Origin of the sequence: Citrobacter meridianamericanus, assembly GCF_041320245.1 — a bacterium.
In the GTDB taxonomy this organism is placed as follows: domain Bacteria; phylum Pseudomonadota; class Gammaproteobacteria; order Enterobacterales; family Enterobacteriaceae; genus Citrobacter; species Citrobacter meridianamericanus.
Map to the genome: position 1 here is coordinate 3,664,741 of NZ_CP101036.1, position 26,743 is coordinate 3,691,483.

26 protein-coding genes are annotated in these 26,743 nt (G+C 50.8%); 13 read left to right on the forward strand and 13 right to left on the reverse strand.

Going from position 1 to position 26,743, the window contains the following annotated elements:
• Positions 1-51: 51 nt before the first annotated feature.
• The 11 genes from cpoB to cydA all read right to left on the reverse strand — a co-directional run bounded on the left by cpoB (position 52) and on the right by cydA (position 9,087).
• The gene (gene cpoB / locus NMD08_RS18070) at positions 52-840 is read right to left on the reverse strand and encodes a cell division protein CpoB (RefSeq protein WP_151219564.1); all 789 of its coding nucleotides are present in this window, start codon (positions 838-840) and stop codon (positions 52-54) included.
• A gap of 9 nt (positions 841-849) precedes the next feature.
• Positions 850-1,368: a peptidoglycan-associated lipoprotein Pal gene (gene pal, locus NMD08_RS18075; protein ID WP_003022983.1), complete on the reverse strand. Its 519-nt coding sequence runs from the start codon at positions 1,366-1,368 to the stop codon at positions 850-852.
• 34 nt (positions 1,369-1,402) lie between these two features.
• Entirely contained in the window at positions 1,403-2,695 is a 1,293-nt protein-coding gene (gene tolB, locus NMD08_RS18080; protein WP_003022981.1) for a Tol-Pal system beta propeller repeat protein TolB, read from the reverse strand.
• A gap of 128 nt (positions 2,696-2,823) precedes the next feature.
• Entirely contained in the window at positions 2,824-4,080 is a 1,257-nt protein-coding gene (gene tolA, locus NMD08_RS18085; RefSeq protein WP_370618716.1) for a cell envelope integrity protein TolA, read from the reverse strand.
• 63 nt (positions 4,081-4,143) lie between these two features.
• Positions 4,144-4,572: a colicin uptake protein TolR gene (tolR, locus tag NMD08_RS18090; RefSeq protein WP_003022978.1), complete on the reverse strand. Its 429-nt coding sequence runs from the start codon at positions 4,570-4,572 to the stop codon at positions 4,144-4,146.
• A gap of 3 nt (positions 4,573-4,575) precedes the next feature.
• Positions 4,576-5,268, reverse strand: a complete 693-nt coding sequence (tolQ, locus tag NMD08_RS18095; protein ID WP_003022976.1) for a Tol-Pal system protein TolQ — start codon at positions 5,266-5,268, stop codon at positions 4,576-4,578.
• Positions 5,265-5,669: a tol-pal system-associated acyl-CoA thioesterase gene (ybgC, locus tag NMD08_RS18100; RefSeq protein WP_045441116.1), complete on the reverse strand. Its 405-nt coding sequence runs from the start codon at positions 5,667-5,669 to the stop codon at positions 5,265-5,267. Before ybgC ends, tolQ begins: the two co-directional genes overlap by 4 nt.
• A 273-nt stretch (positions 5,670-5,942) precedes the next feature.
• Positions 5,943-6,236 (reverse strand): cyd operon protein YbgE, encoded by a 294-nt coding sequence (gene ybgE, locus NMD08_RS18105; protein WP_151219562.1) that lies wholly within the window; start codon positions 6,234-6,236, stop codon positions 5,943-5,945.
• On the reverse strand, positions 6,236-6,349 hold the full coding sequence (gene cydX / locus NMD08_RS18110; RefSeq protein ID WP_003022970.1) for a cytochrome bd-I oxidase subunit CydX: 114 nt from the start codon (positions 6,347-6,349) through the stop codon (positions 6,236-6,238). Before cydX ends, ybgE begins: the two co-directional genes overlap by 1 nt.
• Before the next feature lie 14 nt (positions 6,350-6,363).
• Positions 6,364-7,503, reverse strand: coding sequence for a cytochrome d ubiquinol oxidase subunit II (gene cydB / locus NMD08_RS18115; RefSeq protein ID WP_151219561.1), 1,140 nt, complete (start codon positions 7,501-7,503; stop codon positions 6,364-6,366).
• Between the two features lie 15 nt (positions 7,504-7,518).
• Positions 7,519-9,087: a cytochrome ubiquinol oxidase subunit I gene (gene cydA / locus NMD08_RS18120; protein WP_151219691.1), complete on the reverse strand. Its 1,569-nt coding sequence runs from the start codon at positions 9,085-9,087 to the stop codon at positions 7,519-7,521.
• A gap of 1,218 nt (positions 9,088-10,305) precedes the next feature.
• Here cydA and glmS point away from each other — a divergent pair.
• The 10 genes from glmS (at position 10,306) to cobO (ending at position 21,446) form a co-directional block, all read left to right on the forward strand.
• A complete protein-coding gene (gene glmS, locus NMD08_RS18125; RefSeq protein WP_151219560.1) occupies positions 10,306-10,755 on the forward strand; it encodes a methylaspartate mutase subunit S in 450 nt (149 codons plus the stop codon).
• A complete protein-coding gene (glmL, locus tag NMD08_RS18130) occupies positions 10,755-12,143 on the forward strand; it encodes a methylaspartate mutase accessory protein GlmL (protein WP_187252783.1) in 1,389 nt (462 codons plus the stop codon). Before glmS ends, glmL begins: the two co-directional genes overlap by 1 nt.
• A gap of 18 nt (positions 12,144-12,161) precedes the next feature.
• Positions 12,162-13,607 (forward strand): methylaspartate mutase subunit E, encoded by a 1,446-nt coding sequence (locus NMD08_RS18135; RefSeq protein WP_151219559.1) that lies wholly within the window; start codon positions 12,162-12,164, stop codon positions 13,605-13,607.
• Positions 13,607-14,848, forward strand: a complete 1,242-nt coding sequence (locus tag NMD08_RS18140; protein WP_005122534.1) for a methylaspartate ammonia-lyase — start codon at positions 13,607-13,609, stop codon at positions 14,846-14,848. Before NMD08_RS18135 ends, NMD08_RS18140 begins: the two co-directional genes overlap by 1 nt.
• Positions 14,849-14,851: 3 nt before the next feature.
• On the forward strand, positions 14,852-16,222 hold the full coding sequence (locus NMD08_RS18145; protein WP_003831426.1) for an acyclic terpene utilization AtuA family protein: 1,371 nt from the start codon (positions 14,852-14,854) through the stop codon (positions 16,220-16,222).
• A complete protein-coding gene (locus NMD08_RS18150) occupies positions 16,219-16,536 on the forward strand; it encodes a DUF4387 domain-containing protein (protein ID WP_005122536.1) in 318 nt (105 codons plus the stop codon). The genes NMD08_RS18145 and NMD08_RS18150 overlap by 4 nt, the downstream gene beginning before the upstream one ends.
• A gap of 168 nt (positions 16,537-16,704) precedes the next feature.
• On the forward strand, positions 16,705-18,012 hold the full coding sequence (locus tag NMD08_RS18155) for a dicarboxylate/amino acid:cation symporter (protein ID WP_151219558.1): 1,308 nt from the start codon (positions 16,705-16,707) through the stop codon (positions 18,010-18,012).
• Positions 18,013-18,086: 74 nt separating this feature from the next.
• The gene (gene glsA / locus NMD08_RS18160) at positions 18,087-19,088 is read left to right on the forward strand and encodes a glutaminase A (protein WP_370618718.1); all 1,002 of its coding nucleotides are present in this window, start codon (positions 18,087-18,089) and stop codon (positions 19,086-19,088) included.
• Positions 19,089-19,181: 93 nt separating this feature from the next.
• Positions 19,182-20,834 carry a class I fumarate hydratase gene (locus NMD08_RS18165; RefSeq protein WP_187252784.1) on the forward strand — a complete coding sequence of 551 codons (1,653 nt, stop codon included), beginning with the start codon at positions 19,182-19,184 and terminating at the stop codon, positions 20,832-20,834.
• 9 nt (positions 20,835-20,843) lie between these two features.
• On the forward strand, positions 20,844-21,446 hold the full coding sequence (cobO, locus tag NMD08_RS18170; protein ID WP_370618720.1) for a cob(I)yrinic acid a,c-diamide adenosyltransferase: 603 nt from the start codon (positions 20,844-20,846) through the stop codon (positions 21,444-21,446).
• Between the two features lie 57 nt (positions 21,447-21,503).
• Here cobO and NMD08_RS18175 read toward each other — a convergent pair whose 3' ends face one another.
• Entirely contained in the window at positions 21,504-22,406 is a 903-nt protein-coding gene (locus NMD08_RS18175; protein ID WP_151219554.1) for a LysR substrate-binding domain-containing protein, read from the reverse strand.
• A 404-nt stretch (positions 22,407-22,810) separates the two neighbouring features.
• Between NMD08_RS18175 and cobA the strand changes: the two genes are divergently transcribed.
• Positions 22,811-23,599 carry a uroporphyrinogen-III C-methyltransferase gene (gene cobA, locus NMD08_RS18180; RefSeq protein ID WP_370618722.1) on the forward strand — a complete coding sequence of 263 codons (789 nt, stop codon included), beginning with the start codon at positions 22,811-22,813 and terminating at the stop codon, positions 23,597-23,599.
• Here the strand turns inward: cobA and NMD08_RS18185 are convergent.
• The gene (locus tag NMD08_RS18185; RefSeq protein WP_252838015.1) at positions 23,578-24,471 is read right to left on the reverse strand and encodes a PocR ligand-binding domain-containing protein; all 894 of its coding nucleotides are present in this window, start codon (positions 24,469-24,471) and stop codon (positions 23,578-23,580) included. The genes cobA and NMD08_RS18185 overlap by 22 nt on opposite strands.
• Before the next feature lie 372 nt (positions 24,472-24,843).
• Between NMD08_RS18185 and otnK the strand changes: the two genes are divergently transcribed.
• Together otnK and NMD08_RS18195 are read left to right on the forward strand one after the other, a co-directional pair.
• Positions 24,844-26,100 (forward strand): 3-oxo-tetronate kinase, encoded by a 1,257-nt coding sequence (gene otnK / locus NMD08_RS18190; RefSeq protein WP_151224961.1) that lies wholly within the window; start codon positions 24,844-24,846, stop codon positions 26,098-26,100.
• Positions 26,097-26,741 (forward strand): aldolase, encoded by a 645-nt coding sequence (locus NMD08_RS18195; RefSeq protein WP_210904838.1) that lies wholly within the window; start codon positions 26,097-26,099, stop codon positions 26,739-26,741. Before otnK ends, NMD08_RS18195 begins: the two co-directional genes overlap by 4 nt.
• Positions 26,742-26,743 lie beyond the last annotated feature (2 nt).

Genomic DNA, 26,743 nt, shown 5'->3' on the forward strand with positions numbered 1-26,743 from the left:
AATCACACGACACGACCAGAAATAACACGATTTCTGGTCGCGTGGTGGTCATTACATCGCGCCAAGGCGTTTTTGCGCTTGTTTCGCGCCATCAGTGCCAGGGTATTTAGTGATAACCTGCTGATAAACCGCTTTAGCTTTTGCTGTGTCACCTTTGTCCTGCATGATGACGCCGACTTTGTACATCGCGTCTGCAGCCTTCGGTGATTTCGGGAAGTTTTTTACTACCGAAGCAAAATAGAACGCTGCATCATCTTTTTTACCCTTATTGTAATTCAACTGACCCAGCCAATAATTCGCATTGGGCAGGTAAGTTGAGTCCGGGTATTTTTTGATGAAGTTCTGAAATGCTTCAATCGCGTCATCCTGGCGAGATTTATCCTGCACCAGAGCAATTGCCGCATTGTAATCGGTATTCGCATCGCCAGTTTGCGCGGGCGCCCCTGACGTTGTCGCAGCGCCTGCATCAGGTGCTGGGGTTGCCGCCCCACTCTGATCGCCACCTGCAGATTGCGCAGCAGGCGCGCTACCGCTGCCAAGATTATTCATCTGCAGCAATATTTGCTTCTGGCGCTCAACAACCTGATTCAGCTGGTACTGATTTTCCTGAATTTGACCGCGCAGGGAATCAATATCGGACTGATTATCGGAGAGTTGTTGCTGGAGTTGGGTTAAAAGCTGACTGTGAGCGTTAGAAATACGCTCGAGTTGAGTGACACGGTCTTCGACCGAGCCTGAGCCGACACTACTGATTGGCGCCTGAGCAAAAGCGGCCCAAGGGGCCGCTATGCCAACCAGTAACGACAGACTCAACACGTGATGTCTGAAGTTACTGCTCATGCAATTCTCTTAGTAAACCAGTACGGCGCGACGGTTTTTGGCGTAAGCCGCTTCGTCATGACCCAGTACTGCAGGTTTTTCTTTACCGTAAGAAACGATGGAGATCTGGTCAGCAGAAACGCCTTTACCCTGCAGGTACATCTTAACGGCGTTTGCACGACGCTCACCCAGGGAGATGTTGTACTCAGGAGTACCACGTTCGTCCGCATGACCTTCTACGGTGACTTTGTAAGACGGGTTGCTACGCAGGAAGTTAGCGTGAGCATCCAGCATTGCAGCGAAGTCAGAACGGATATCGTACTTGTCCAGATCGAAGTAAACGATGTTGTTCTGCTGCAGCTGTTGCATCTGAAGACGCGCTTGCTCTTCAGAAGACATGTTGCCGCTGCCATTTGCATCCATACCAGTGCCGGCACCCAGCATGCCTTCGCTGCCGTCATTGCTGGCGTTCTTGTTAGAAGAACATGCCGCAATAGCCATAACAGGCAGAGCAATCATCAGCCCTTTCAGCACTTTGTTCAGTTGCATTTCAATGATTCCTTTATTAATCAATTATTTATTATCACAGATACGGCGACCAGGCAGGGAATTTTACCTGACCATCAGTTGCCGGAAGACGCGCTTTGAAACGCCCATCTGTAGAAACCAAATTCAGCACGGATCCCATCCCCTGAGAAGAGCTGTAGATTACCATAGTGCCGTTAGGTGCCAGACTTGGCGTTTCGTCCAGGAACGTTGACGACAGAACTTGTACGCCACCCGCTACCAGATCTTGTTTGGCAATGTGCTGCTGACCATTTGCCGAGCTTACCATTACCATAAATTTACCGTCGCTGCTCACATCCGCATCCTGGTTTTGCGAACCTTCCCAGGTAATACGCTGCGGAGCACCGCCGTTAACGTTAACTTTGTATACCTGCGGACGACCAGCCTGGTCAGACGTAAAGGCCAGGTTTTGGCTGTCCGGGAACCAGGTCGGTTCCGTGTTGTTGCTGCGACCATCCGTCACCTGACGAATCTGACCGGAACCAATGTCCATGACATACAAGTTCAGGCTACCGGTTTTAGACAGGGCAAACGCCAGTTTGCTGCCATCCGGAGAAAACGCAGGTGCACCGTTGTGACGTGGGAACGACGCTACCTGACGAACTGCGCCATTAGACAATGTCTGAATAACCAGTGCAGAACGACCGCTCTCGAAGGTTACGTACGCCAGTTTTGAACCGTCCGGAGACCACGCCGGAGACATCAGCGGTTGCGGAGAACGGTGTACCACAAACTGGTTGTAGCCATCGTAGTCGGACACGCGTAACTCGTACGGGAACTGACCGCCGTTAGTCTGAACAACATAAGCGATACGGGTACGGAATGCACCTTTAATACCGGTCAGTTTTTCAAACACTTCGTCACTTGCGGTATGGCCTGCGTAACGCAACCACTGCTTGTTCACTTTATACGTGTTCTGTGCCAGTACGGTACCCGGTGCGCCACCGGTATCAACCAGTTGATAAGCAACACTGTAGGAACCATCTGGATTCGGTGTGACCTGGCCAACCACTACGGCATCAATACCCAGAGCAGACCATGCGGCAGGTTGAACTTCCTGCGCGGTACCCGGCTGCTGCGGCAGGCGAGAACGGTCTAATGGGTTAAATTTACCGCTGTTTCGCAGGTCAGCACCCACGATACCACCGATATCTTCAGGTGCAGCACCCGGTCCTGCCCACTGGAAGGGGACAACACCAATCGGGCGTGCCGAGTCCACCCCTTGGGTGATCTCGATACGTACTTCTGCGTGCAGCACCGCTGCCCACAGCATCAGAAAACCAAATGCAACTCGTAATGCCTGCTTCATCATATCTCCCTTATCTGGACGGAAAGCCCACGATAATTTAGCAGAATGTTAACAAACTCAAATACACAAAACTACCAGAACACTGTCTCAACCTTAGACCGTTTCCCCCGATTTCTCAGGGGTCGTTATTACAGTTTAAAGTCCAGTTTGGCATCTTTTACTTTTTCATAAACAGCCTGGCTAGGCGGTTTAGGAATTCTGGCTGTTTTCGCAGCCGTCAGCGCAGCCTGGCACAATGCCGGATCCCCGCCCTCTTCGGTCACATCCAGTAACAGACCATCAGGCGCTAACTTGATATGTAATACGCAGGATTTTCCCGCATACAAATCGGCACCATACAGACGGCTCTGAATCGCATTACGAATTTGAGATGCGTAAGCACTGATATCAGCGCCAGATGCACCGCCATTTGCACCACTTGTACCACTATCTTTCGCCGGTTGGCCGTTTCCTTTCGCTCCACCACCCGATTTCGGTGCATTCTTACCGGAGCTTAGGTCGCCCAACAAGTCGTCAACGCCAGATGCTGCGGCGGCTTTTTCGGCGGCAGCCTTTTTCGCAGCAGCAGCTTTATCTGCTGCAGCTTTCTTATCGGCAGCGGCTTTCTCAGCTGCAGCCTTTTTATCTGCCGCAGCTTTTTCAGCAGCTGCTTTTTTGTCAGCGGCAGCCTTTTCAGCAGCGGCTGCTTTCGCGGCGGCGGCTTTTTCTGCTTTCTCAGCGGCAGCTTTCTCGGCTGCTGCTTGCTTAGCGGCTTCAACCTGCGCTTTCTTCGCAGCATCTGCGGCAGCCTTAGCAGCTTGTGCTTCGGCAGCTTTCTTCGCATCAGCAGCGGCTTTAGCGGCTTCTGCCTCAGCTTTTTTCTGTGCGTCCGCAGCAGCTTTCTTCGCGGCATCTGCCGCTTGTTTCGCCTGAGCATCAGCCTTGGCCTTCGCGTCTGCAGCAGCCTTCGCCGCAGCCTCTTCAGCCTGTTTCTGTTGTTCTTGCGCTTTCGCGGCGGCGGCCTCTGCTTGCTTCTGCTGTTCCGCCTGCTCGCGCACTTTTTCCTGCGCAGCTAAACGTTCTTTTTCCAGTTGCTTCAGTCGTTCTTGCTCAGCAGCTTGCTTCTCACGAAGTTCCTCTGCTTGCTGTTGCGCCTGTTTTTCGCGCTGTTCTTCTGCACGTTTCGCACTTGCCTGCTGTTGCTGCTGGCGATCGTACTGTTGAACAACGGCACCAGGATCGACCATAACGGCGTCGATAGACGAACCGCCACCGCCGCCGGCTGAAGCATCAATGTGCTCATCGAACGAACTCCAGATCAGCGCTGCAAATAAAATGACATGCAGCACCGCTGAAATAATTATCGCCCTTTTGAGCTTGTCGTTTTGTTCGGTTGCCTTTGACACTCTCGGTTCCCAAAAACTGTTCGCCTGTTACGCGCTATCTTTCAAGCCAGCAATATGCAGTCATCAGATTGGCTGCGTCATCAGGCCAACCGATTTTACGCCTGCACTGTGTAACAAGTTCAGCGCTTTAATTATTTCATCATAAGGCACGTCTTTCGCACCACCGATTAAAAATACTGTTTTCGGATTGGTCTGCAGGCGGCTTTTCGCTTCCGCGATAACCTGCTCCGGCGGCAGTTGATCCATCCTGTCTTTCTCAACGACCACGCTGTATTGCCCAATACCGGAAACTTCAATAATGACCGGTGGCTCGTCGTTACTGCTGACGGCTTGCGATTCGGTCGCATCCGGCAGGTCAACTTCCACACTCTGCGTAATGATCGGCGCGGTTGCCATAAAGATCAGCAACAGCACCAGCAGTACGTCGAGCAGCGGGACAATATTGATTTCGGACTTAAGTTCGCGACGACCTCGTCCACGCGTTCTGGCCATGGTTTACCCCTTGTTGCTCTCGCTAACGGTAAACGCCTGGCGGTGCAGAATCGCGGTGAACTCTTCCATAAAGTTGTCGTAATTCAGTTCCAGCTTGTTCACGCGCTGATTCAGTCGGTTGTAAGCCATAACCGCCGGAATTGCCGCAAACAGGCCGATAGCCGTTGCAATCAACGCTTCCGCGATACCCGGCGCAACCATTTGCAGCGTCGCCTGTTTTACCGCGCCCAGCGCGATAAAGGCGTGCATGATCCCCCAAACGGTACCGAACAGACCGATATACGGGCTGATGGAGCCGACAGTGCCGAGGAATGGAATATGCGTTTCCAGCGTTTCCAGTTCACGGTTCATCGAGATACGCATAGCACGGGATGCCCCCTCAACGACCGCTTCAGGCGCATGGCTATTCGCCCTATGCAGACGCGCAAATTCTTTGAACCCGCTATAAAAAATTTGCTCTGAACCCGCCAGATTATCACGACGCCCCTGACTTTCCTGGTACAGGCGCGACAACTCAATGCCGGACCAGAACTTGTCTTCAAATGCTTCGGCTTCACGTGAAGCAGCATTAAGAATACGGGTCCGCTGGATAATAATAGCCCAGGATGCGATTGAGAAACCAATCAAAATCAACATGATAAGTTTAACCAGAAGGCTTGCCTTCAGGAACAAATCAAGGATATTCATGTCAGTCACTGCTTAAACTCCGCGACAATAGACTTGGGAAGCGCACGAGGCTTCATTTTGAGTGGATCAACGCAAACAATCAGAACTTCGGCTTCATTCAGCACGGTGTTCTCTGCGTTGACAATGCGTTGCGTGAAAACCAATGAGGTGCCACGCATTGACGTAATTTCGGTTTGGACTTCGAGCATATCGTCGAGCCGGGCAGGCGCAAAATACTCAAGGGTCATCTTGCGCACCACAAAGGCTACACGTTCGGCCAACAGAACCTGCTGACTGAAGTGATGATGACGCAGCATCTCTGTGCGTGCTCTTTCATAAAAAGCGACGTAACTGGCGTGATAAACCACCCCACCGGCATCGGTGTCTTCATAATAGACACGAACCGGCCATCGGAAAATATACTTATTCATTCTTACTGCCTCTTTGTTGGCTTTGCCCACTCACACCGGTCGCTTAACTTTGTAAGCCCCTGGTGACTCGCGTTCTTGCCGCCGCGATGCATCAAGAATGTCGTTGTATATCGCGCTGTCTTCACTTTACATCCCGGTAATGCAATTAGGTTAGTGCTTTCAAACTTCGCTACTATACGCGCGGGAATGGTGCTTTGGAATGGGGGAAAGTAAACGGAGAGTAAAAAATTATGGGCTTATGCAAGCCCATAAATATTTAAGGATGTTTCTTATTCAAAAGAAGAAGAAAATCAGACCAACCACGAGGACGATATCTGCGATCAGCGGGCAGAAGATGCCCTGCCAGTGTACGGCGCGAGGACGAAAGCCAACGCCATGAATGATGCCTGCGCAGACCGCCCACATCAGCAGAAAACCATGCCAGATTTCAAGCGTACTGGTTTTGGCCGCGAAACGTGACGGTTCCCAGAATATGCAGCCGGCCAACACGATTGCCAGCACAAAGGAAAGCGCCCGCAAGGGGCGCTTGTCCATTACCGCATATACTATCGCGATAATGTTGGTCATCAGCTATCTTCTTGTCCGGCCTTGCCTGATTCAACGTGCTCAAGCGCCAGCGCTGTGATTATCCCAAATGCACAGGCAAGAAGCGTTCCCAAAATCCATGCGAAATACCACATTTTAAGCTCCTTACTTAGTACAGAGAGTGTGTGTTACGTTCAATATCTTCTTTGGTGATACGACCAAACATCTTCCAGTAGCACCATGTGGTGTAGAGGAGAATAATTGGCACGAACACACATGCCACATAGGTCATCACGTTCAGCGTCAGCTGGCTGGACGTTGCATCCCACATGGTCAGACTCGCGTTCATCATGGTGCTGGATGGCATTACAAACGGGAACATTGCAATACCAGCAGTCAGGATGATGCAGGCTAACGTCAGTGAGGAGAAGACGAACGCCCATGCTCCTTTCTCCATACGAGAGGTCAGGATAGTCAACAGCGGCAGAACCACACCCAGTGCCGGAATCAACCACAGGATCGGTGCATTATTAAAGTTCACCAACCATGCGCCTGCTTCACGCGCGACTTCTTTGGTCAGCGGGTTAGACGCCGCATGATGATCAACTGCAGAAGTCACAACATAACCGTCAATACCGTACATCACCCATACACCCGCCAGCGCGAAGCAGACCAGAGTCACCAGCGCCGCTACCTGAGCGGTGGTGCGGGTACGCAGATGTAACTCACCCACAGTACGCATCTGCAGATAAGTCGCGCCCTGGGTGATGATCATCCCAACGCTCACGACACCCGCCAGCAGACCAAACGGATTCAGCAACTGGAAGAAGTTACCTGTGTAGTAAAGGCGCAGGTACTCATCAATGTGGAACGGAACCCCTTGCAGCAGGTTACCGAACGCCACACCAATCACCAACGGTGGAACGAAGCTACCAATAAAGATGCCCCAGTCCCACATGTTACGCCAACGAGTGTCTTCAATCTTGGAACGGTAATCAAAACCGACCGGACGAAAGAACAAGGACGCCAGCACCAGAACCATCGCCACATAGAAACCGGAGAATGCAGCGGCATACACCATCGGCCAGGCAGCGAACAATGCGCCACCCGCGGTGATCAACCACACCTGGTTACCATCCCAGTGCGGGGCGATGGAGTTAATCATAATTCGACGCTCGGTATCATTACGACCGAGGAAACGGGTGAGCATGCCCACCCCCATGTCGAAGCCATCAGTGACCGCAAAACCAATCAGCAGAATGCCGACCAGCAGCCACCAGACAAAACGCAATACTTCATAATCGATCATTTGACGACTCCTGTCTTAGCGTGCCGGCTGAGAAGTCACATTGGACTGCTCAAAGTGATAGCGACCGGTTTTCAGGCTGCTTGGGCCGAGGCGTGCAAACTTGAACATTAAGAACAGTTCTGCCACCAGGAACAGGGTATACAGGCCACAAATCAGGATCATGGAGAACAATAGGTCACCTACTGTTAACGATGAGTTTGCAACCGCCGTTGGTAACACCTCACCGATCGCCCATGGCTGACGACCATATTCGGCAACAAACCAACCTGCTTCTACAGCAATCCACGGCAGTGGAATACCGTAAAGCGCCGCACGCAGCAGCCATTTTTTCTCACCGATACGGTTACGAATTACGCTCCAGAAGGACAACGCAATAATTGCCAGCAGCAAGAAGCCGCACGCCACCATGATACGGAAAGCGAAGTAAAGCGGTGCAACACGTGGGATAGAATCTTTTGTTGCCTGCTGAATTTGCGCTTCCGTCGCGTCGGTGACTTTATCGGTATAGCGTTTCAGCAGCAGACCATAACCCAGGTCTTTCTTCATACTGTTGAACTGGTCGCGAACGGCCTGATCGGTACTACCAGCACGCAGTTCTTCCAGCAACTGATAGGCTTTCATACCGTTACGGATGCGCTCTTCGTGTTGCACCATCAGGTCTTTCAGACCAATGACCGGTGTATCAACAGAGCGGGTGGCAATGATGCCCAGCGCATAAGGAATTTGAATCGCAAATTTGTTTTCTTGTTTATCCTGATCGGGAATACCGAACAAAGTAAACGCAGCAGGAGCAGGTTGAGTTTCCCACTCGGCTTCGATCGCAGCCAGTTTGGTTTTCTGTACGTCACCCATTTCGTATCCGGACTCATCACCCAGAACGATAACAGAAAGTACAGCAGCCATACCGAAGCTGGCAGCAATCGCGAATGAGCGTTTTGCGAAAGCGAAGTCGCGGCCTTTCAGCATGTAATACGCACTAATGCCAAGGATGAACATCGCACCTGTTACATAACCAGAGGCGACAGTGTGAACAAATTTCACCTGTGCTACCGGGTTGAGCACCAGTTCAGAGAAGCTCAGCATCTCCATGCGCATGGTTTCAAAGTTGAAATCCGCGGCGATTGGGTTTTGCATCCAGCCGTTCGCAACCAGAATCCACAGTGCGGACAGGTTTGAACCTAAAGCCACCAGCCAGGTGACGCACATATGCTGGACTTTACCCAAACGGTCCCAGCCGAAGAAGAACAGACCTACAAAGGTGGATTCGAGGAAGAAGGCCATCAAACCTTCGATCGCCAGCGGCGCACCGAAAATATCCCCTACATAGTGGGAATAGTAAGACCAGTTAGTCCCGAACTGGAACTCCATGGTCAGACCGGTTGCCACACCCAGAGCGAAGTTGATACCAAACAACTTGCCCCAGAACTTGGTCATATCTTTATAAATCTGTTTGCCGGAAAGGACGTAGACCGTTTCCATGATGGCCAACAAGAACGCCATACCAAGCGTCAGTGGCACAAACAGGAAGTGGTACATCGCGGTCAAGGCAAACTGTAAGCGCGACAGTTCGACTATATCTAACATCATGACTCCTTGCTCATCGCATGAAGACTCCGAGAGTGAACCCCGTTAGAAAGGGTCACACGCATGCCCCAATACAAATTTATCTGCTCCCCTCCGCCGCAGCTCTTTCTTCTCGTTTGAAGAAAGGACAATGACGATAGGTTACAAACATGTTAATAAAACACTCAAATTGATCCCGCAATTATATTACGCCGTAAAATCCTTACAATAAACAGGTTTTTATCGAGGTAAATTTGCATTTTTCGATAGTGATCAATTTATAGCTAATTTACCACTTTCAGACCAATTTGATCTGCAGCAATTTAACCTCTTTTGAGATCGTTTACCAAGTTTTAAACATTGATTTAAATCAATTTCCAAAACCAATGTTAATAGTGTTTAGCAGTCAGGTGACTAGTAAACAACATGTTAACGACATGTTTTTCAATGAGTAATTGCCGTTACTACAAATGATAGGATATTTATTTAAATGTACACGATCTTTTAACCGGCCAGACGGACAAATTTGCCAACAGATAAAGAGTCACTATTGCTGGGTAGCTCACAGTTTTTTGTTTAGCAAGTCAGTGAATATTTATTTCATACAATTTTTTCATTTTAATTTTACTTATGATTAACACCGTAATGTAACTATCTCAATCAGAAGCGAAAGAGCCTGACATTGACCGCCTCATTGCATTTTAGGTTTTACCGCAGAAAGTTGGCGCTTCGCTTCACTCATCACTGAAAGTTATCGTACCTGCTCCCTCTTTTTTATGTGACATAAGATTAAATCTGATACAAACAATTCATTATCATTTTTATCTTAAATTTAACAAAAGATAATTGTGCCATATAAGATTAAAAAATAAAAAAACGTTATGCCGTTCACAAGTTATTTAGCAGAAATAATTTTTGAAATTATAAAAATCGTCGCATGAATGAGCATCGCAACAAAATAAGATTTCGATCACAAACATGGCAAGTCATTTATTACTCATTTCCCTAACAAATTAAAAAAAGAAACAAGAAACAAAAACAACACATTGATTTTAATGACTTTTTATAACCAAGAAATATAACAATCATTTTGCGCAGGATATTTTGAAAATAGATCAATTGCTTCCTTTTCCGCTTCCACAGAAACTCCAACCCTATTAAAAGGTTGTCGCACTCCATGTTCTAAATATTAGAAAACAATTTTCACTTATTGACCATCAGCCCTACAGAGGATTACCCATGAAGAAATCTACACTTGTTATTGGCGTCATCGGTGCTGACTGCCATGCAGTAGGTAATAAAGTTCTGGATCGCGTTTTCACGGCTCATAATTTCCACGTAATAAACCTCGGGGTGATGGTGAGCCAGGATGAATATATTGATGCCGCAATTGAAACAGGTGCCGATGCCATCGTGGTGTCGTCTATCTACGGTCATGGTGATATTGACTGCCTCGGATTACGTGAGCGCTGCATCGAGCGTGGCCTCGGCGACATTCTGCTGTACGTCGGCGGCAATCTGGTCGTCGGGAAACATGACTTCGCCGATGTAGAAGTGAAATTTAAAGAGATGGGGTTTAACCGCGTCTTCGCGCCGAGCCACGACCTGGAAGATGTCTGCGCGCTTATCACTAATGATATTCACCAGCACAATGGCCTCGAGCAGCGTTGTCTGGAAGAGGCCATCTGATGCAAACAGTTTCTGTCGATATCGGCTCGACATGGACCAAGGCTGCCCTCTTTGCTCATGAAGGCGAGGAATTAACCCTGGTAAACCATGTCCTGACCCCAACCACCACACATCATCTGGCAGACGGTTTTTTTGCCAGCCTGAATCAGGTGCTGAATGTTGCCGATGCTCGCCCGTTACTGAAAAGTGGTGAAGTACAGTTGAAATACTCCTCCTCGGCCAAAGGTGGGCTCGCCGTAGCAGCAATGGGGCTGGTGCCTTCCATTACGCTGGAATCGGCAAAAGTTACCGCCCATTCGGCAGGAGCGAAAATCGCGCAATATTATTCGTACAAACTGAACCGTCATGACATCCAGGAACTGGAATCATCACCACCAGACATTCTGTTGTTTACCGGCGGTACAGACGGCGGCGAAGAAAGTTACGGCCTGGCGAATGCGCGCGCTCTGGCAGGCTCAAAGCTTGATTGCGCCATTATCTACGCCGGAAATCGGGACATTCAGGACGAAATTCAAACGATTCTGGGAGACAAAGATCTGACCACGGTAGACAACATTCTACCTGACCTCGATCACCCGAATCCGTTTGCCGCACGCCAGGCGATTTGCGATGTGTTCTTGTCACGCATTGTCAAAGGTAAAGGTCTGGACGTCATTGTCGGTGAAACAGGCGAAGAGCCAATGCCGACGCCATGGACAGTCTATGAGTTAGTCAAAGCCATTAGCGATTACGACAACGCATGGAAGGAGTTCATGCTGATTGATATGGGCGGAGCCACCACGGATGTCTATTCGGCCAGCGCGAATACCCTCTCCCCCGACACCGTCCTGCATGGTGTTCCTGAACCGTTCGTCAAACGTACCGTTGAAGGTGACCTGGGCATGCGCGTTTCCGCCGTTGTGGTGGGAGAAAGCACGCAGGATATGGTGAAAGTCATCTTCGCCCAACAGCCACAGCGCGAGGAAGCGTTTTACCGCTACCTACGTCATCTGGTTGGGCAACCGGATTACTTGCCACTCAGCGAGGAAGAGAAATATTTCGACACCCTGCTGGCAGGTTTATGCGTGGGCTATGCCGCTGAGCGCCACGCGGGCACTAAAAAGCAGGTTTGTACCTGCGTGGGTAACGTGGATTTACAGATGGGTCGCGATCTCACCACCGTGCGCAAAGTCGTCGGTTCAGGGGGATGGCTCTCTCGCGCCAGCCAGTTCGATATCCATAACTGGCTCAAATATCGGGAGCTGGACGACCAGGGCAAAAGAATTCTGTTACCGAACCAGTTTGAGTATTACCGCGATTCAAATGGCCTGCTCCCTCTACTGGCAAACGTCGCCAGACTGTACCCGCAAGCCGCTGCTCGCACCAGCATTCAGTGTTTAACCCTATAAAACTTAAGGCAGCTACGAATGGAACTTCGAAATAAAAAATTAACCCACGACGAATTCATGACCGAAAGGCATCAGGTGTTACAAACCTGGGAAACCGGCAAAGATGTTGAGAACTTCGAAGATGGCGTGAAGTACCAGCAATCAATTCCAGATAACAAACGCTTCTCCCTTGCTCTGCTGAAAGCCGATCAGGAAGGCAGAACCCTGAGCCAGCCGCGCGCAGGCGTAGCCTTAATGGATGAGCATATTGCGCTGCTCAAAACATTGCAGGAAGAGTGCGACCTCCTGCCAAGCACCATCGATGCCTATACCCGTCTGAATCGCTATGAAGAAGCCGCTGTCGGGATCCAGAAATCCATCGAAGCTGGGACGTCCAAACTGAATGGTTTACCGGTCGTCAATCACGGGGTAGCTGCCTGCCGCCGGATGACTGAATCGCTGGAAAAACCGATCCAGGTTCGCCACGGAACGCCAGATGCTCGCCTGCTGGCGGAAATCGCTATGGCCAGTGGTTTTACCAGCTACGAAGGCGGCGGTATCTCCTACAACATTCCTTACGCTAAGCGCGTCACCCTGGAAAAATCCATCCGTGACTGGCAGTACTGCGATCGCCTGATGGGCCTGTACGAAGAGAACGGTATTCGTATCAACCGTGAACCGTTCGGCCCGCTAACTGGCACCCTAATCCCGCCGTTTATGTCCCACTCGGTGGCGATTATTGAAGGTCTATTGGCGCTGGAACAGGGCGTGAAGTCCATTACCGTCGGCTACGGCCAGGTCGGTAGCCTGACGCAGGATATCGCCGCTATTCAGGCGCTGCGCGAACTGTCCCACGAATACTTCCATAACCACGGATTCGACGATTACGAACTGAGCACCGTTTTCCACCAGTGGATGGGCGGATTCCCGGAAGATGAAGCGAAAGCCTTCTCCGTTATCGCCTGGGGGGCAGCGGTTGCGGGTATGTCCGGTGCCACGAAAGTGATCACCAAAAGCCCGCACGAAGCGTTCGGTATCCCAACGGCAGCAGCCAACGCCCAGGGTCTGAAAGCGTCACGCCAGATGCTCAACATGGTCAGTGACCAGAAATTCCCGCAATGCGCTGCCGTCGAGCAGGAAGTTGATCTGATCAAGAGCGAAGTCCGCGCAGTGCTGAAAAAAGTCTTCGAACTGGGCAATGGCGACATTGCGCGTGGCACGGTGCTGGCCTTTGAAGCTGGCGTACTGGATGTGCCGTTCGCGCCTGCCGCTTGCAACGCCGGCAAGATCCTCCCTGTTCGCGATAACACAGGCGCTATCCGTATTCTCGAAGCCGGTGCAGTTCCACTGCCGAAAGATATTCTCGCCCTGCACCACGACTATGTCGCAGAGCGCGCACATTTTGAAGGCCGCAAGCCTTCTTTCCAGATGGTCATTGATGACATCAACGCCGTATCCCACAGTAAATTAATAGGAAGACCATAATGAAAATCAAAAAGGCCCTTTTCACCGCTGGCTACTCCTCATTTTATTTTGACGATCAGCAGGCCATCAAAAATGGCGCCGGTCATGACGGGTTTATCTATACCGGCGATCCGGTAACGCCAGGATTTACCTCTGTTCGTCAGGCGGGTGAATGCGTTTCCGTGCAACTGATTCTGGAGAATGGCGCGGTAGCGGTGGGCGATTGCGCAGCGGTTCAATATTCAGGCGCAGGTGGTCGTGATCCGCTTTTCCTGGCAGAAAATTTCATTCCGTTCCTCAACGATCACATCAAACCGCTGCTGGAAGGCCGTGACGTTGATGCGTTCCTGCCAAACGCCCGTTTCTTTGACCAACTGCGTATTGACGGTCATCTGCTGCATACTGCCGTCCGCTATGGTCTGTCTCAGGCGCTGCTCGATGCGGCGGCGCTGGCTACCGGTCGTCTGAAAACTGAAGTGGTTTGCGATGAATGGCAACTGCCGTGCGTACCGGAAGCTATTCCATTATTTGGCCAGAGCGGCGACGACCGTTATATCGCCGTTGACAAGATGATCCTCAAAGGTGTGGACGTCCTGCCGCATGCGCTGATCAACAACGTCGAAGAGAAACTGGGCTTTAAAGGCGAAAAACTGCGTGAGTATGTACGTTGGTTGTCCGACCGTATCTTAAGCCTGCGCACCAGCGAACGTTATCACCCGACGCTGCATATTGATGTGTACGGCACGATCGGTTTGATCTTCGATATGGATCCCGTGCGCTGCGCCGAATACATCGCCAGCCTGGAAGCCGAAGCTCAAGGCCTGCCGCTGTATATCGAAGGGCCAGTAGATGCGGGTAACAAGCCGGATCAGATCCGCATGTTGACCGCCATCACCAAAGAACTGACCCGTCTGGGCTCCGGCGTGAAAATTGTCGCCGACGAATGGTGTAACACCTATCAGGATATCGTGGACTTTACCGATGCGGGCAGCTGCCACATGGTACAGATCAAAACCCCTGATCTTGGCGGCATTCATAACATTGTTGATGCAGTGCTGTACTGCAACAAACACGCCATGGAAGCCTATCAGGGCGGTACCTGTAACGAAACCGAGATCAGTGCTCGCACCTGCGTACACGTGGCGCTTGCCGCGCGTCCGATGCGCATGCTGGTCAAACCAGGAATGGGATTCGATGAAGGTCTCAACATCGTGTTTAACGAGATGAATCGCACCATCGCGTTGTTGCAAACTAAGGATTAAGAGATGGCTCGCACATTTAAGATCTTATCGCCGACGGCTATCCTGGGTTATGGCTTCCCGGAAGAAAGTTTTCGCAAAGCCATGGAAGAGTCACCCGATCTTATTGCCGTTGACGCGGGTTCCTCCGATCCGGGCCCCCATTACCTGGGGGCAGGTAAACCCTTTACCGACAGAGCCGGGGTAAAACGCGATCTGCGCTATATGATTGTGGCGGGCGTTAAGAACAACATCCCGGTCGTGATCGGCACCGCCGGTGGTTCTGGCGCAGCTCCGCATCTGGAGTGGTGTCGCCAGATTATCCATGAGATCGCACAGGAAGAAAAACTGTCCTTCTCAATGGCGCTAATCCCGTCAGATGTCGACAAAGAAATCGTTCATCAGGCGCTGGATAACGGCAAAATCACCGCACTCGACTTTGTGCCGGAACTGACTCACGAGGCGATCGAAGAGAGTACCTACATCGTCGCGCAGATGGGTATCGAGCCTTTCCAGCGCGCACTGAAAGCCGGTGCGCAAGTGGTGCTGGGCGGACGCGCCTACGATCCGGCCTGCTTTGCCGCGCTGCCAATTATGCAAGGCTTTGATGAAGGTCTGGCGTTGCATTGCGGTAAGATCCTTGAGTGTGCTGCCATTGCTGCCACACCCGGCTCCGGCTCCGATTGTGCGATGGGGATTATCGACGACAACGGCTTTACGCTGAAGGCGTTCAATCCCAAGCGTAAGTTCACAGAAACGTCAGCTGCGGCGCACACCCTGTATGAGAAGTCCGATCCGTACTTCCTGCCGGGTCCCGGCGGTGTGCTGAACCTGAAAGCGTGCACCTTTACCCAGGTTAACGAGGGTGAAGTGTATGTCAGCGGTTCACGTCATGAAGAAACACCGTATGCGTTGAAACTGGAAGGGGCGCGTCAGGTTGGCTTCCGCTGCCTGACCATCGCCGGAACGCGTGACCCGATTATGATTGCCGGAATTGACACCATTCTCGAAGAGGTCCAGGCAAGCGTAGCACGTAACCTCTCCCTGAACGACGACAGCATCCGTATGACGTTCCACCTTTACGGGAAGAACGGCGTGATGGGCAACCATGAACCGATGAAAACCGCCGGTCACGAACTGGGGATTTTACTGGATGTCGTCGCGCCGACGCAGGATATCGCCAACAGCGTTTGCTCGCTGGTGCGCTCTACCCTGCTGCACTACGGCTATGAGAATCGCATTGCGACGGCGGGCAACCTCGCCTTCCCGTTCTCGCCATCTGATATTCAAAGTGGACCGGTGTATGAGTTCTCGATCTATCACCTGATTGAAGCAAGCGATGCGCTGCGTTTTGATTTCCACATTGAACAGGTGACGCCAGAAGGAGTTCAGGCATGAAACAGTCAATTTGTTCACTGGCGCAAGTTATTCGCTCGAAAAACGCCGGACCGTACGAACTGGTTTTAGATATTTTATTTAAAACCCGGGAAGATTATCAGCGCGTAAAACGTTCCGAGCAATTAACACCGCAGCTTATTGCCGGTTTATATAACGTTGAACCTGACTTTATTCACAATATTGTGTGGTTCGACCCGGCGAATGCCGTAAAAATTGTCATGCCGCGCGATATTATTTCCGGCAACGTTGGTGACAATGATGTTTATGGTGCGCAGCAACACGCACCATTATTAAGTATTGAGTTCGACTTGTAACAAAAAACACAATAACAACCATTGGGGCACAGAATTCAGCTGTATCACAGTGCTTCGAATTATTCATGCGGTTGGTCACAACAGGCGTGCGTCTAAGCTGCTGTCCAGGCTCAGGCGCACGCCACCCTACACAATTCCAATTACCAACCTTTATCCGATGGAGTACACATGAAGAAAATAAGTTTAACGAAGATGATCATATTAGGTCTGATACTCGGCATGATTGCCGGGGTAGCCATCAATAATATGGTCACGGCTGAAACAGCAAAATCTTATGCAGCAGACATTTCCATTTTCACCACTATATTCTTACGTATGGTGAAAATGATTATCGCGCCATTGGTTATTTCAACTCTGGTTGTGGGTATTGCCAAAATGGGCGATGCCAAAACGCTGGGACGTATATTTTCAAAAACCTTCTTCCTGTTTATTTGCGCATCATTGCTGTCAATCGCGCTGGGTCTGGTTATCGTTAATATTTTCCAGCCAGGCGCAGGTATCAACTTCGTGCCGCATGACGCCGGGGTCGTTGCCGCGGTTAAGTCAGAGCCATTCACGCTGAAAGTGTTCATCTCGCACGCGGTACCGACCAGTATTGTCGATGCGATGGCGCGGAACGAAATTCTGCAGATCGTGGTGTTCTCAATTTTCCTTGGTTGCAGCCTGGCCGCCATTGGTGAAAAAGCCGAGCCTATCGTGAAGGTTCTGGATTCTCTGGTGCACGTGATGCTGAAGCTGACGGGTTACGTCATGCTGTTTGCGCCGCTGACCGTTTTTGCCGCTATTTCAGGTTTGATTGCCGAACGTGGTCTGGGAGTGATGGTCAGCGCCGGGATCTTCATGGGTGAATTCTACCTGACGCTGGGTATGCTGTGGGCAATCCTGATTGGCCTGTCAACCATGATAGTCGGGCCTTGTATCGCACGTTTGACCAAATCAATCTTCGAGCCTGCACTACTGGCCTTTACGACCTCCAGTTCTGAAGCCGCCTTCCCGGGCACGCTGGACAAGCTGGAAAAATTCGGCGTTTCCTCAAAAATTGCCAGCTTCGTTCTGCCTATCGGTTACTCCTTTAACCTGGTCGGTTCCATGGCCTACTGCTCCTTTGCCACCGTCTTTATTGCTCAGGCCTGCAATATCGAACTGAGCATGGGCGAGCAAATTACCATGCTGTTAATTCTGATGCTGACCTCTAAAGGAATGGCGGGCGTACCGCGTGCCTCGATGGTCGTTATCGCCGCCACCCTGAACCAATTCAACATTCCGGAAGCCGGTTTGATCCTGTTGATGGGCGTCGATCCGTTCCTCGATATGGGTCGTTCTGCCACCAACGTCATGAGTAACGCCATGGGCGCTGCCATTGTGGGTCGTTGGGAAGGCGAACACTTCGGCCAGGGTTGCCGTGGAACTGCGCCAGTGAAGTCACCGGAACAGGAACGCCCGGTTACTGAACAGTCTGAAGTTGCGATGTCCTGATAAAACACGATTGCCGGATAAGGCGCTTGCGCCGCTATCCGGCAACATAGTTATCAAATCAGCAGGAATGCACAATGAATAAAACAATTATCGGCGTGAGTCTCTTTTCTTTCAGCATCTTGTTTAGCGCGACCTCATTCGCGCAAACCGCGCCGGACTACGCCAGACTGATAGAACAGGCGCATCAAAAGTTCAAAAGTAATAACGATGGAAAAGTCGCCGACTACATCCCTGCCCTGGCGACCTACAGCCCAAATAATTTTGCCATCACTATTGCTACGGTGGATGGCAAGATCTACCAGGTTGGCGATGTTAACAAACCCTTTCCCATGGAATCCCTGAGTAAAGTCTTCACCATGGCGCTCGCCATGGAACAGCACGGTCCTCAGGTGGTACTGGATAAACTCGGGGCAAATGCCACTGGCATGCCTTTTAACTCCGGTTTAGCGGTTGAACTGACCAAAGGTGCGCCTGAGAACCCGCTGGTAAACGCCGGAGCCATGAGCACCGTTAGCCTGATTGAAGCCAAAGATAAAACCGATCGCTGGAACAAAATCCTCGACAACCTGAACGTCTGGGCCGACGCCACGCTCACGGTTAATGAGCCGGTCTTCAAATCCGAGATGGAAACCAACCAACACAATCAGGCGCTGGCGAAGCTGATGGAATCCTATAACAGCTTCTATGGCAACACCGACGACGCCGTCGAAATTTATACCCGTCAGTGCTCGGTGGATATCACCGTTGAGCAACTGGCCAAAATGGGTGCAGTGCTGGCGAACAAAGGGAAATCACCGTTCAACGGCAAGCAGTTGCTGAATGAAAAATATGTTCCGCAGGTGCTGGCGGAAATGGCGATTGCCGGACTGTACGACGGCAGCGGTAAATGGCTGTACACCGTTGGTATTCCGGCGAAAAGTGGTGTCGGCGGCGGGATGGTTGCCGTTGTTCCTGGCGAATATGCCATTGCCGTCTACTCTCCGCCGCTGGATGAGGCTGGTAACAGCGTTCGCGCCCAGCAAACCATCGAATATGTCGCCGAAGCGACGCAGGCCAATGTCTTTTTAGCAAAATAACACGATGCCGGATGGCGTTTCGCCTATCCGGCCTACGATTAGCGCGCTTATTTACGCCGTCATCCGGCAAAAATGAAGAGGTGAGAAGTAAACATGTCTAAACCATTTGTCTGGCAGGAGCTCTTTGTTCAGAGTAAAGATAGTACCGAGTATGAATTACTGAGTAACCAGCACGTAACGGTAACGGAGTTAGACGGAGAGGAAGTGATTAAGGTGGCGCCCGAAGCGTTAACCTTATTAGCACAGCAGGCATTTTATGAGGCTTCATTTTTTCTGCGCGCCGGACATTTGAAACAGATAGCCAGCATTTTGCACGACCCGCAGGCCAGCGGTAACGATAAGTACGTCGCATTACAACTGCTGCGCAACGCTGAAGTTTCGGCCAAAGGTGTCCTGCCTAACTGCCAGGACACCGGGACGGCAACCATTGTGGCCAGCAAAGGACAGAATGTCTGGACAGGCGGCGATGACGCCGAAGCCTTAAGCAAAGGCGTGTATACCACCTTCACCGAAAACAATCTGCGTTACTCGCAAAATGCCCCGTTGGACATGTATACCGAGATCAATACCCAGACTAACCTGCCGGCGCAAATCGACATCAGCGCCACGCCGGGTAACGAATATAAATTCCTGTTCGTCAACAAAGGCGGCGGTTCTGCCAATAAGGCGGCGCTATTCCAGGAAACCAAATCTATTCTGCAGCCGGAAAAGCTCACTGCTTTCCTGATCGAAAAAATGAAATCACTGGGTACCGCTGCTTGCCCGCCGTATCACATCGCTTTTGTGGTTGGAGGCTTGTCCGCCGATCAGGCCCTGAAGACAGCCAAACTGGCATCAACCAAATATTATGATAACCTGCCCACCAGCGGGAACGAGCTGGGTCAGGCGTTCCGCGATACAGCGCTGGAAGCCGAACTGCTCAATGCCAGCCGCGAGTTTGGCATCGGCGCGCAGTTTGGCGGCAAATACTTTGCCCACGATATCCGGGTGATCCGCCTGCCACGCCACGGCGGCTCCTGCCCTATCGCCATGGCCCTCTCCTGCTCAGCCGATCGCAACATCAAAGCCAAAATCAACAAACACGGTATCTGGCTGGAGAAACTTGAGCATAACCCGGGCAAATTTATCCCTGATTCACAGCGTGTGGAAAACGGCGCCCAGACCGTTCAACTGGATCTGAATCGTCCATTACGCGAAATTCTGCATGACCTGTCCGCCCTGCCGATCGGCACTCGTTTGTCGTTAAGCGGCCCAATTGTTGTTGCCCGAGATATCGCCCACGCAAACATCAAAGCGCGCCTGGATAACGGCGAACCGATGCCGGAATACATGAAAAAACATATCGTTTATTACGCCGGCCCCGCCAAAACCCCCGAAAACCAGGCCTGCGGTTCATTGGGTCCGACAACCGGCGGACGCATGGATGGGTACGTCGATGCTTTCCAGGCACAAGGCGGAAGTCTCATTATGCTCACCAAGGGTAACCGCAGTCAGCAGGTCACTGATGCCTGTCACAAACACGGTGGATTTAGCCTCGGCAGCATTGGCGGCGCGGCGGCTCTACTGGCCCAGCAGTATGTGAAGAGCCTGCAGTGCCTTGAATATCCAGAGCTGGGAATGGAAGCGGTGTGGATGATGGAAGTTAAAAATATGCCTGCGTTCGTATTAGTAGACGACAAAGGCAATAACTTCTTTAGCCAGTTTGAGCAGCAGCATCGCTGCGCAACTTGTCCGGCAGGACACTAAGGAGTCACCATGGAAGCGCGAGCCAATAATGACAGGCACCGCCAGCGTCAGCAGAAACTGAAAGAGCAGGTTGATACCCGCGTGGCGGCGGCAACGGAGAAGAAAGGGATCCTGATAGTCTTCACCGGTAACGGTAAAGGAAAATCCACCGCAGCCTTTGGTACGGCAACGCGCGCGGTTGGTCACGGAAAAACCGTTGGCATCGCGCAGTTCATTAAGGGCCAGTGGGATAATGGTGAGTACAACACTTTGCAACCGCTCGGCGTCGAATTCCATATTATGGGGACTGGATTTACCTGGGAAACGCAGAATCGACAGGCAGATATCGAGGCAGCAACGACAGTCTGGCAGGAAAGTAAGCGCATGTTGGCTGATGCGCATTACGATCTGGTGGTGCTGGATGAGCTCACCTACATGCTGGCTTACCACTACCTGGATACCCAGGAGGTTCTCAACGCCATCGAAAATCGCCCTGCCCATCAGAGCGTAATTGTCACCGGACGCGGATGCCACGCACGATTGCTGGAAATGGCCGATACGATCAGTGAAATTCGCCCGGTCAGGCACGCGTTTGACCGAGGAATTCAGGCGCAGGTTGGGATCGACTGGTAGTCATACGGCCTACAGCTCACAGAGTCGTAGGCCGATTTCAACGTAGCGCTGGGGCCATCAAATGGGCGACACCACGGATTTATTCAACAGCCAACTACGGAAAATCTGTAAATGTTCGGACTCTGATTTCTCTTCACGCCACGTCATGATGAAACGGTTCCCGGTGCGCATCGGGACATCGCAAGGAATAACCATATCACCACTGTCCAAATCGTGCTGAATGGCAAAACGGGGCAGCAGCGCAACGCCCAAATTAGAGCGGACCGCCGCAATCAGCATCGACAACAGATCAAACCTCGGTCCTTTATTCACCAGCGGACTGCTGACATCAGACAGTGCAAACCATTCCTGCCAGCCTTTGATACGCGTACTTTGATGCAACAGCGGGTATTCATTTAGCAGTTCATCAACCGTCAGTTTCCGTTCCGGCTCAGCCAGCAGACAGCGACTACATACCGGCAGGATTTCCTCTTCAAACAGGTACTCAACCTCTGACCACGGCGAGTAAAAGTCTTCACGCATAATTGCTGCATCATACTCGCGATTGAGAAAATCACCGATATTCGCCAGCGAATGGATGTTCACAATAATATCTGGATTGAGTTTGTTAAACTCGCGCAAGTTTGGGATCAACCAGTGCGTGCTGAACGTCGGATTCACCGCCAGCTCAATAACCTGTACGGTCGGCTGCCAGGTCATTATTGTGGTCGTATCGCGCTCGAGTTTATTTAACGTTTCTTTAACGATACCTAAATAGTGTTTGCCCGCAGCATTTAAAAATATGCGCTTTTTGGCATGATTAAATAGCGCGGTATTAAGAAAATCCTCTAGTGCATTTACCTGGCGGAAAACAGCACTTTGAGTCAATGCCAGCTCTTCAGCTGCCCGGGTATAACTTTCGTGACGCGCAACCACTTCAAAAGTTACCAGCAACTCCGTCTTGGGTATTTTTCCTCTCATAACCTCTTCCATATGCAGCGTACAAAAATAGTTTAATTTATAAAAAATAATTCAAGGCACCCAGATAAGCACCGAGAGTTATATTTTATTTTATCCATTGATGTCATTGATCCAATCCATGATTTACTCACACTGACGACGGATAAATATTAACCAATAATACTCAAGCACAACAATAAACACAATTTAAATAAGGTTAAACCTAAGTAAAACGTGCCAATAAGTTCTTAATAATTTTTCAAGTCATCTTGTTTATTGCAGAAAAAACTTTGCGAGATTAATCAATATTATCCATGCCATAATTCCGGATAATTTCACGTTATAACTTACGGGCAAACGACTGCTTTTTATCATTCCTTGATGTAGTTTCTGCCATTTTTGTTAGACGTGATAAAGGACGCAATGTGAAAACTTTCGGAAAGGTCTGGCTCGTTGGAGCAGGTCCCGGTGATATTTCATTACTCACCCTCAAAGCGATGATGTGCATTAAACACGCAGACGTCATTATTTACGATCGGCTGGTCAATCCTAAAATTTTGGAATGGGCATTACCTGATTGTCTGCTTATCAATGTTGGCAAAAACCCGGGCTTCCACTGCGTCCCGCAGGATGAAATTAACGCACTACTTGTCCAGTATGCCCAAACGCATCACAACATTGTGCGCCTGAAGGGGGGCGATCCGTATGTTTTTGGCCGTGGGGCTGAAGAAGTTGAGGATCTCGTTGAGACCGGGATCCCTTTTGAAGTTGTGCCAGGGATCAGTTCTACTATTGGCGGTCTGACCTACGCGGGGATCCCGGTGACGCATCGCGAATTTGCCTCTGGCTTTCACGTAGTCACTGGCCATACGCGCGAAGGCAACCAGCAGCAGGACTGGCGTCAACTGGCGAAACTTAACGGTACGCTGGTCATCGTCATGGGTATCGCTAATCTGGCGTTTATTTGTGAAGAACTATTGATGGGCGGGAAAGCAGCAGACACGCCCGCCGCGCTAATTATGTCCGCGACCCGAGAAAATCAACGCCGCCTGACCTGTACGCTCGGTTCATTACTGAGCAAAGCGCAGGAAGCGAACATCCTTCCACCCGCGCTGATTGTCATTGGTGACGTGGTGACCCTGAGCGATCGGCTCTCTTTTATACCTGAAACCATCTCGCTGCCGGAAAACCTTTACTGCGAAAGTCTGGCATGACGAAAAGACTGGGGCGACGTTTGATGCGCCGCCCGGAAAACGCGGCAAAAATAGCTGGTTTGCGCATATTGCAGTTTCCGGGCAATGCTGTCTATTGAATGAACCGGATCGTGTAATAACTCCCCCGCTTTCTGCATCTTTTTCTGGCTCACCCAGGTTTTAAAATTAACGCCCTGGCGTTTTTTGAAAAATCGGCTGAAGTAGTTTGCACTTAAGCAAACATGAGCCGCAACGGATTCCAAAGACAATTCACCATATAAATTCTCGTCAATGTAACGCAGTGCCGCCAGCAGTTTTTTCTCGTGTCGGGAAGGTTCTGTGAAATAATTCTGAATATGACCGACCGGTGGAATAACAACTTCTTCCAATTGTGGTTGCTCTTTCTCAAAATTATCAACAATAAAATTTAACAGATTTGCCGACGCCACCAGTGAATTATTATCTGCTTCCGCAACCTGATACCATTGTTCTTTTAATTCAATATTACCCATCCATAAATTATCATTATCAATGGCGATAGTTTTATACTCCTGATACTTTACACGGACCTGCCCACAGATAATAGAACCGTAAAGTTGCCCTTCACAAATTAATGGCATAGAAAACAAGCTTAACCCGGCATGACAGGTGAGTATTCTGGGTTTAAGCTGTCTTAGTGCTTCAAAAGCACAGTACTTATCGCACTTTTGACACCCCACTCGATAACGTTCATCTGCCCGCATTAATGTGCAGAACGAATTAAAATTATGATATTTAGACAATGGTATACCGTTAATATCCACGACTACCGACGCTAACCCAGTGGCACGGGAAAAGAGTTCTGCGATAGAAAAAAAATGGTGTAAATAGTCATTCTGGATTTTCAACTGCACGCTATCCCCCAGCATTAATTATATTAAAGCTGGTAATATGCAAAATTTAGTCTCAAGAAAAAATGATGTTTACCGCAAAAAATAATCTCATTTACGCAGATTATTATGATCAATTAGCAAGAGAATTATAGCGGACACGATAATACTCGGCTGCACACTACTGACTTTGCTTTCTCAAAGATTAACGAATCTTCACACTTCCTTGTGAGGCTCTTTTCGCAACGCTCATAATCTATCTCCATTCTTTTCAATAGATTACCCATTTTTACCATGAATCAATGATGTGCTTATTTGTGATAATCATCATGTGAATGTGAAAGGCCCTCCTGAATAATATATTCAATTAGCAAACAATCTGAACGGAGTTGATCCATGGCCGTCACCACAGGCGTTATCGCCGACGATTTCACCGGCGCAACGGACATTGCAAGCTTTATGGCGCAGCAGGGGTGGCGCGTTGCGCTACTACCCGGAATGCCTGATGCCGCTCAATGCTGGAATGAAGAGGTTGACGCTATCGTCATCTCGCTGAAAAGCCGCTCATTACCCTCAGAACAGGCCGTCGCACAATCTCTGTCCTGTGCCCGCTGGCTGAAACAAAAGGCAGGTGTCCGCCAGATCTATTTTAAATATTGTTCGACGTTTGACTCCACGCCAACAGGCAACATTGGACCAGTCAGCGATGCGTTGATGAACGACCTGCAGACTCCCGTGATCGTCCACTGCCCCGCCCTGCCGCAAAACGGGCGCACGGTGGTGCATGGCCATCTTTTTGTAAATGGCGTACTGCTTAACGAGTCCGGAATGGAAAAGCATCCGCTCAATCCCATGACCGATGCCAGCCTGCCGCGCCTGCTGAGCGCACAAACGCCGGGGTCGGTTGGCTGCATCAACCTCAGAACGCTGCGTCAAGGTGTGGAAGCGGTCACTCATACTTTGGCCCAACTTCAGGCTGAAGGTACGCGTCACGTTATTGTCGATACGCTGGATGAAGCAGATCTCAACACGCTGGCGCAGGCACTCCATGCCAGCCCTCTGTTAGCCGGGGGATCCGGGCTTGGTGGTGCGCTGGCCGCCTGCGCCGGAGGTCGGCAAACCCAGCAGTCGGACGCTTTTCCACTGCCGGCAAAAACCGTGGTGTTCTCCGGTAGCTGTTCAGCAATGAGCAATCGCCAGGTTACTCGTTACAAAGCCGCGGCAGCATCTCGAGTGCTCGATGTGGCTCGCTGCCTGTTTGATGCAGAACGCTACACCGATGAACTGTGTGCCTGGGCGATGACGCATATCAGCGACCCATTCGCGCCGATGATTTACGCCACTCAGCCGCCAGAAGTACTTAAACGCATTCAACAGGAGTACGGCGAACAGTCTGCCAGCCAGGCAATCGAACACGCTTTCTCCCGACTGAGCGCAAAGCTACAGGTTGCAGGTGTAAACACATTTATCGTCGCAGGCGGTGAAACGTCCGGCACCGTTGTGGAAGCCCTGCAGGTGAAGCGTTTGTCCGTTGGCAAAACCATTGCGCCAGGCGTGCCGTGGGTATTTTCTTCAGGTCTGGCGCTGGCACTGAAGTCAGGCAACTTTGGTGACGAAGATTTCTTTTTTACTGCCCAGGAGTACGCATTATGAATCCGGTGAGTGAACACCAACTGCGCGAACTACTCGTCCATTATGGCCGTTCCCTGTTTGTGCGCGGCTACAGCAGCGGCGGTTCCGGCAATCTCAGCGCCAAATTGCCGGATGGCGGCTATCTGGTGACCCCGACCAACTCCTGCCTGGGCGAACTTGATCCGGCCACGCTAAGTCGGCTTGATGCCAACGGCGTTCATCTTAGCGGTGACAAACCCTCAAAAGAGGTTCCCATGCATCTGGCGTGGTATCGGCATCGGCCATCCTGCGGTGCAGTCGTACACCTGCATTCTCCATGGCTGACCGCACTCTCCTGCCTGCCGTGCGCCACGCCGGAAAACTGTCTGCCGCCATTAACGCCGTACTACGTGATGCGGGTCGGGCAGTTACCGCTGCTACCTTATTTCAAGCCCGGCCATGAAGGTATTGCCAGCGCACTGAGTGAAATTGCAGCAAACCATTCGGCAGCGCTGCTGGCCAATCATGGGCCGGTAGTAAGCGGTCGCTCGCTGCGTGAGGCAGTATTTAACGCCGAGGAGCTGGAAGACAGTGCTCGCATCTGGCTGACGTTAAAACCGCTCGGCTATGTTCCGCTCTCAGAAGAGGCGGTGGCCGAACTTGAACATTCCCGGCAAGCGTGAGG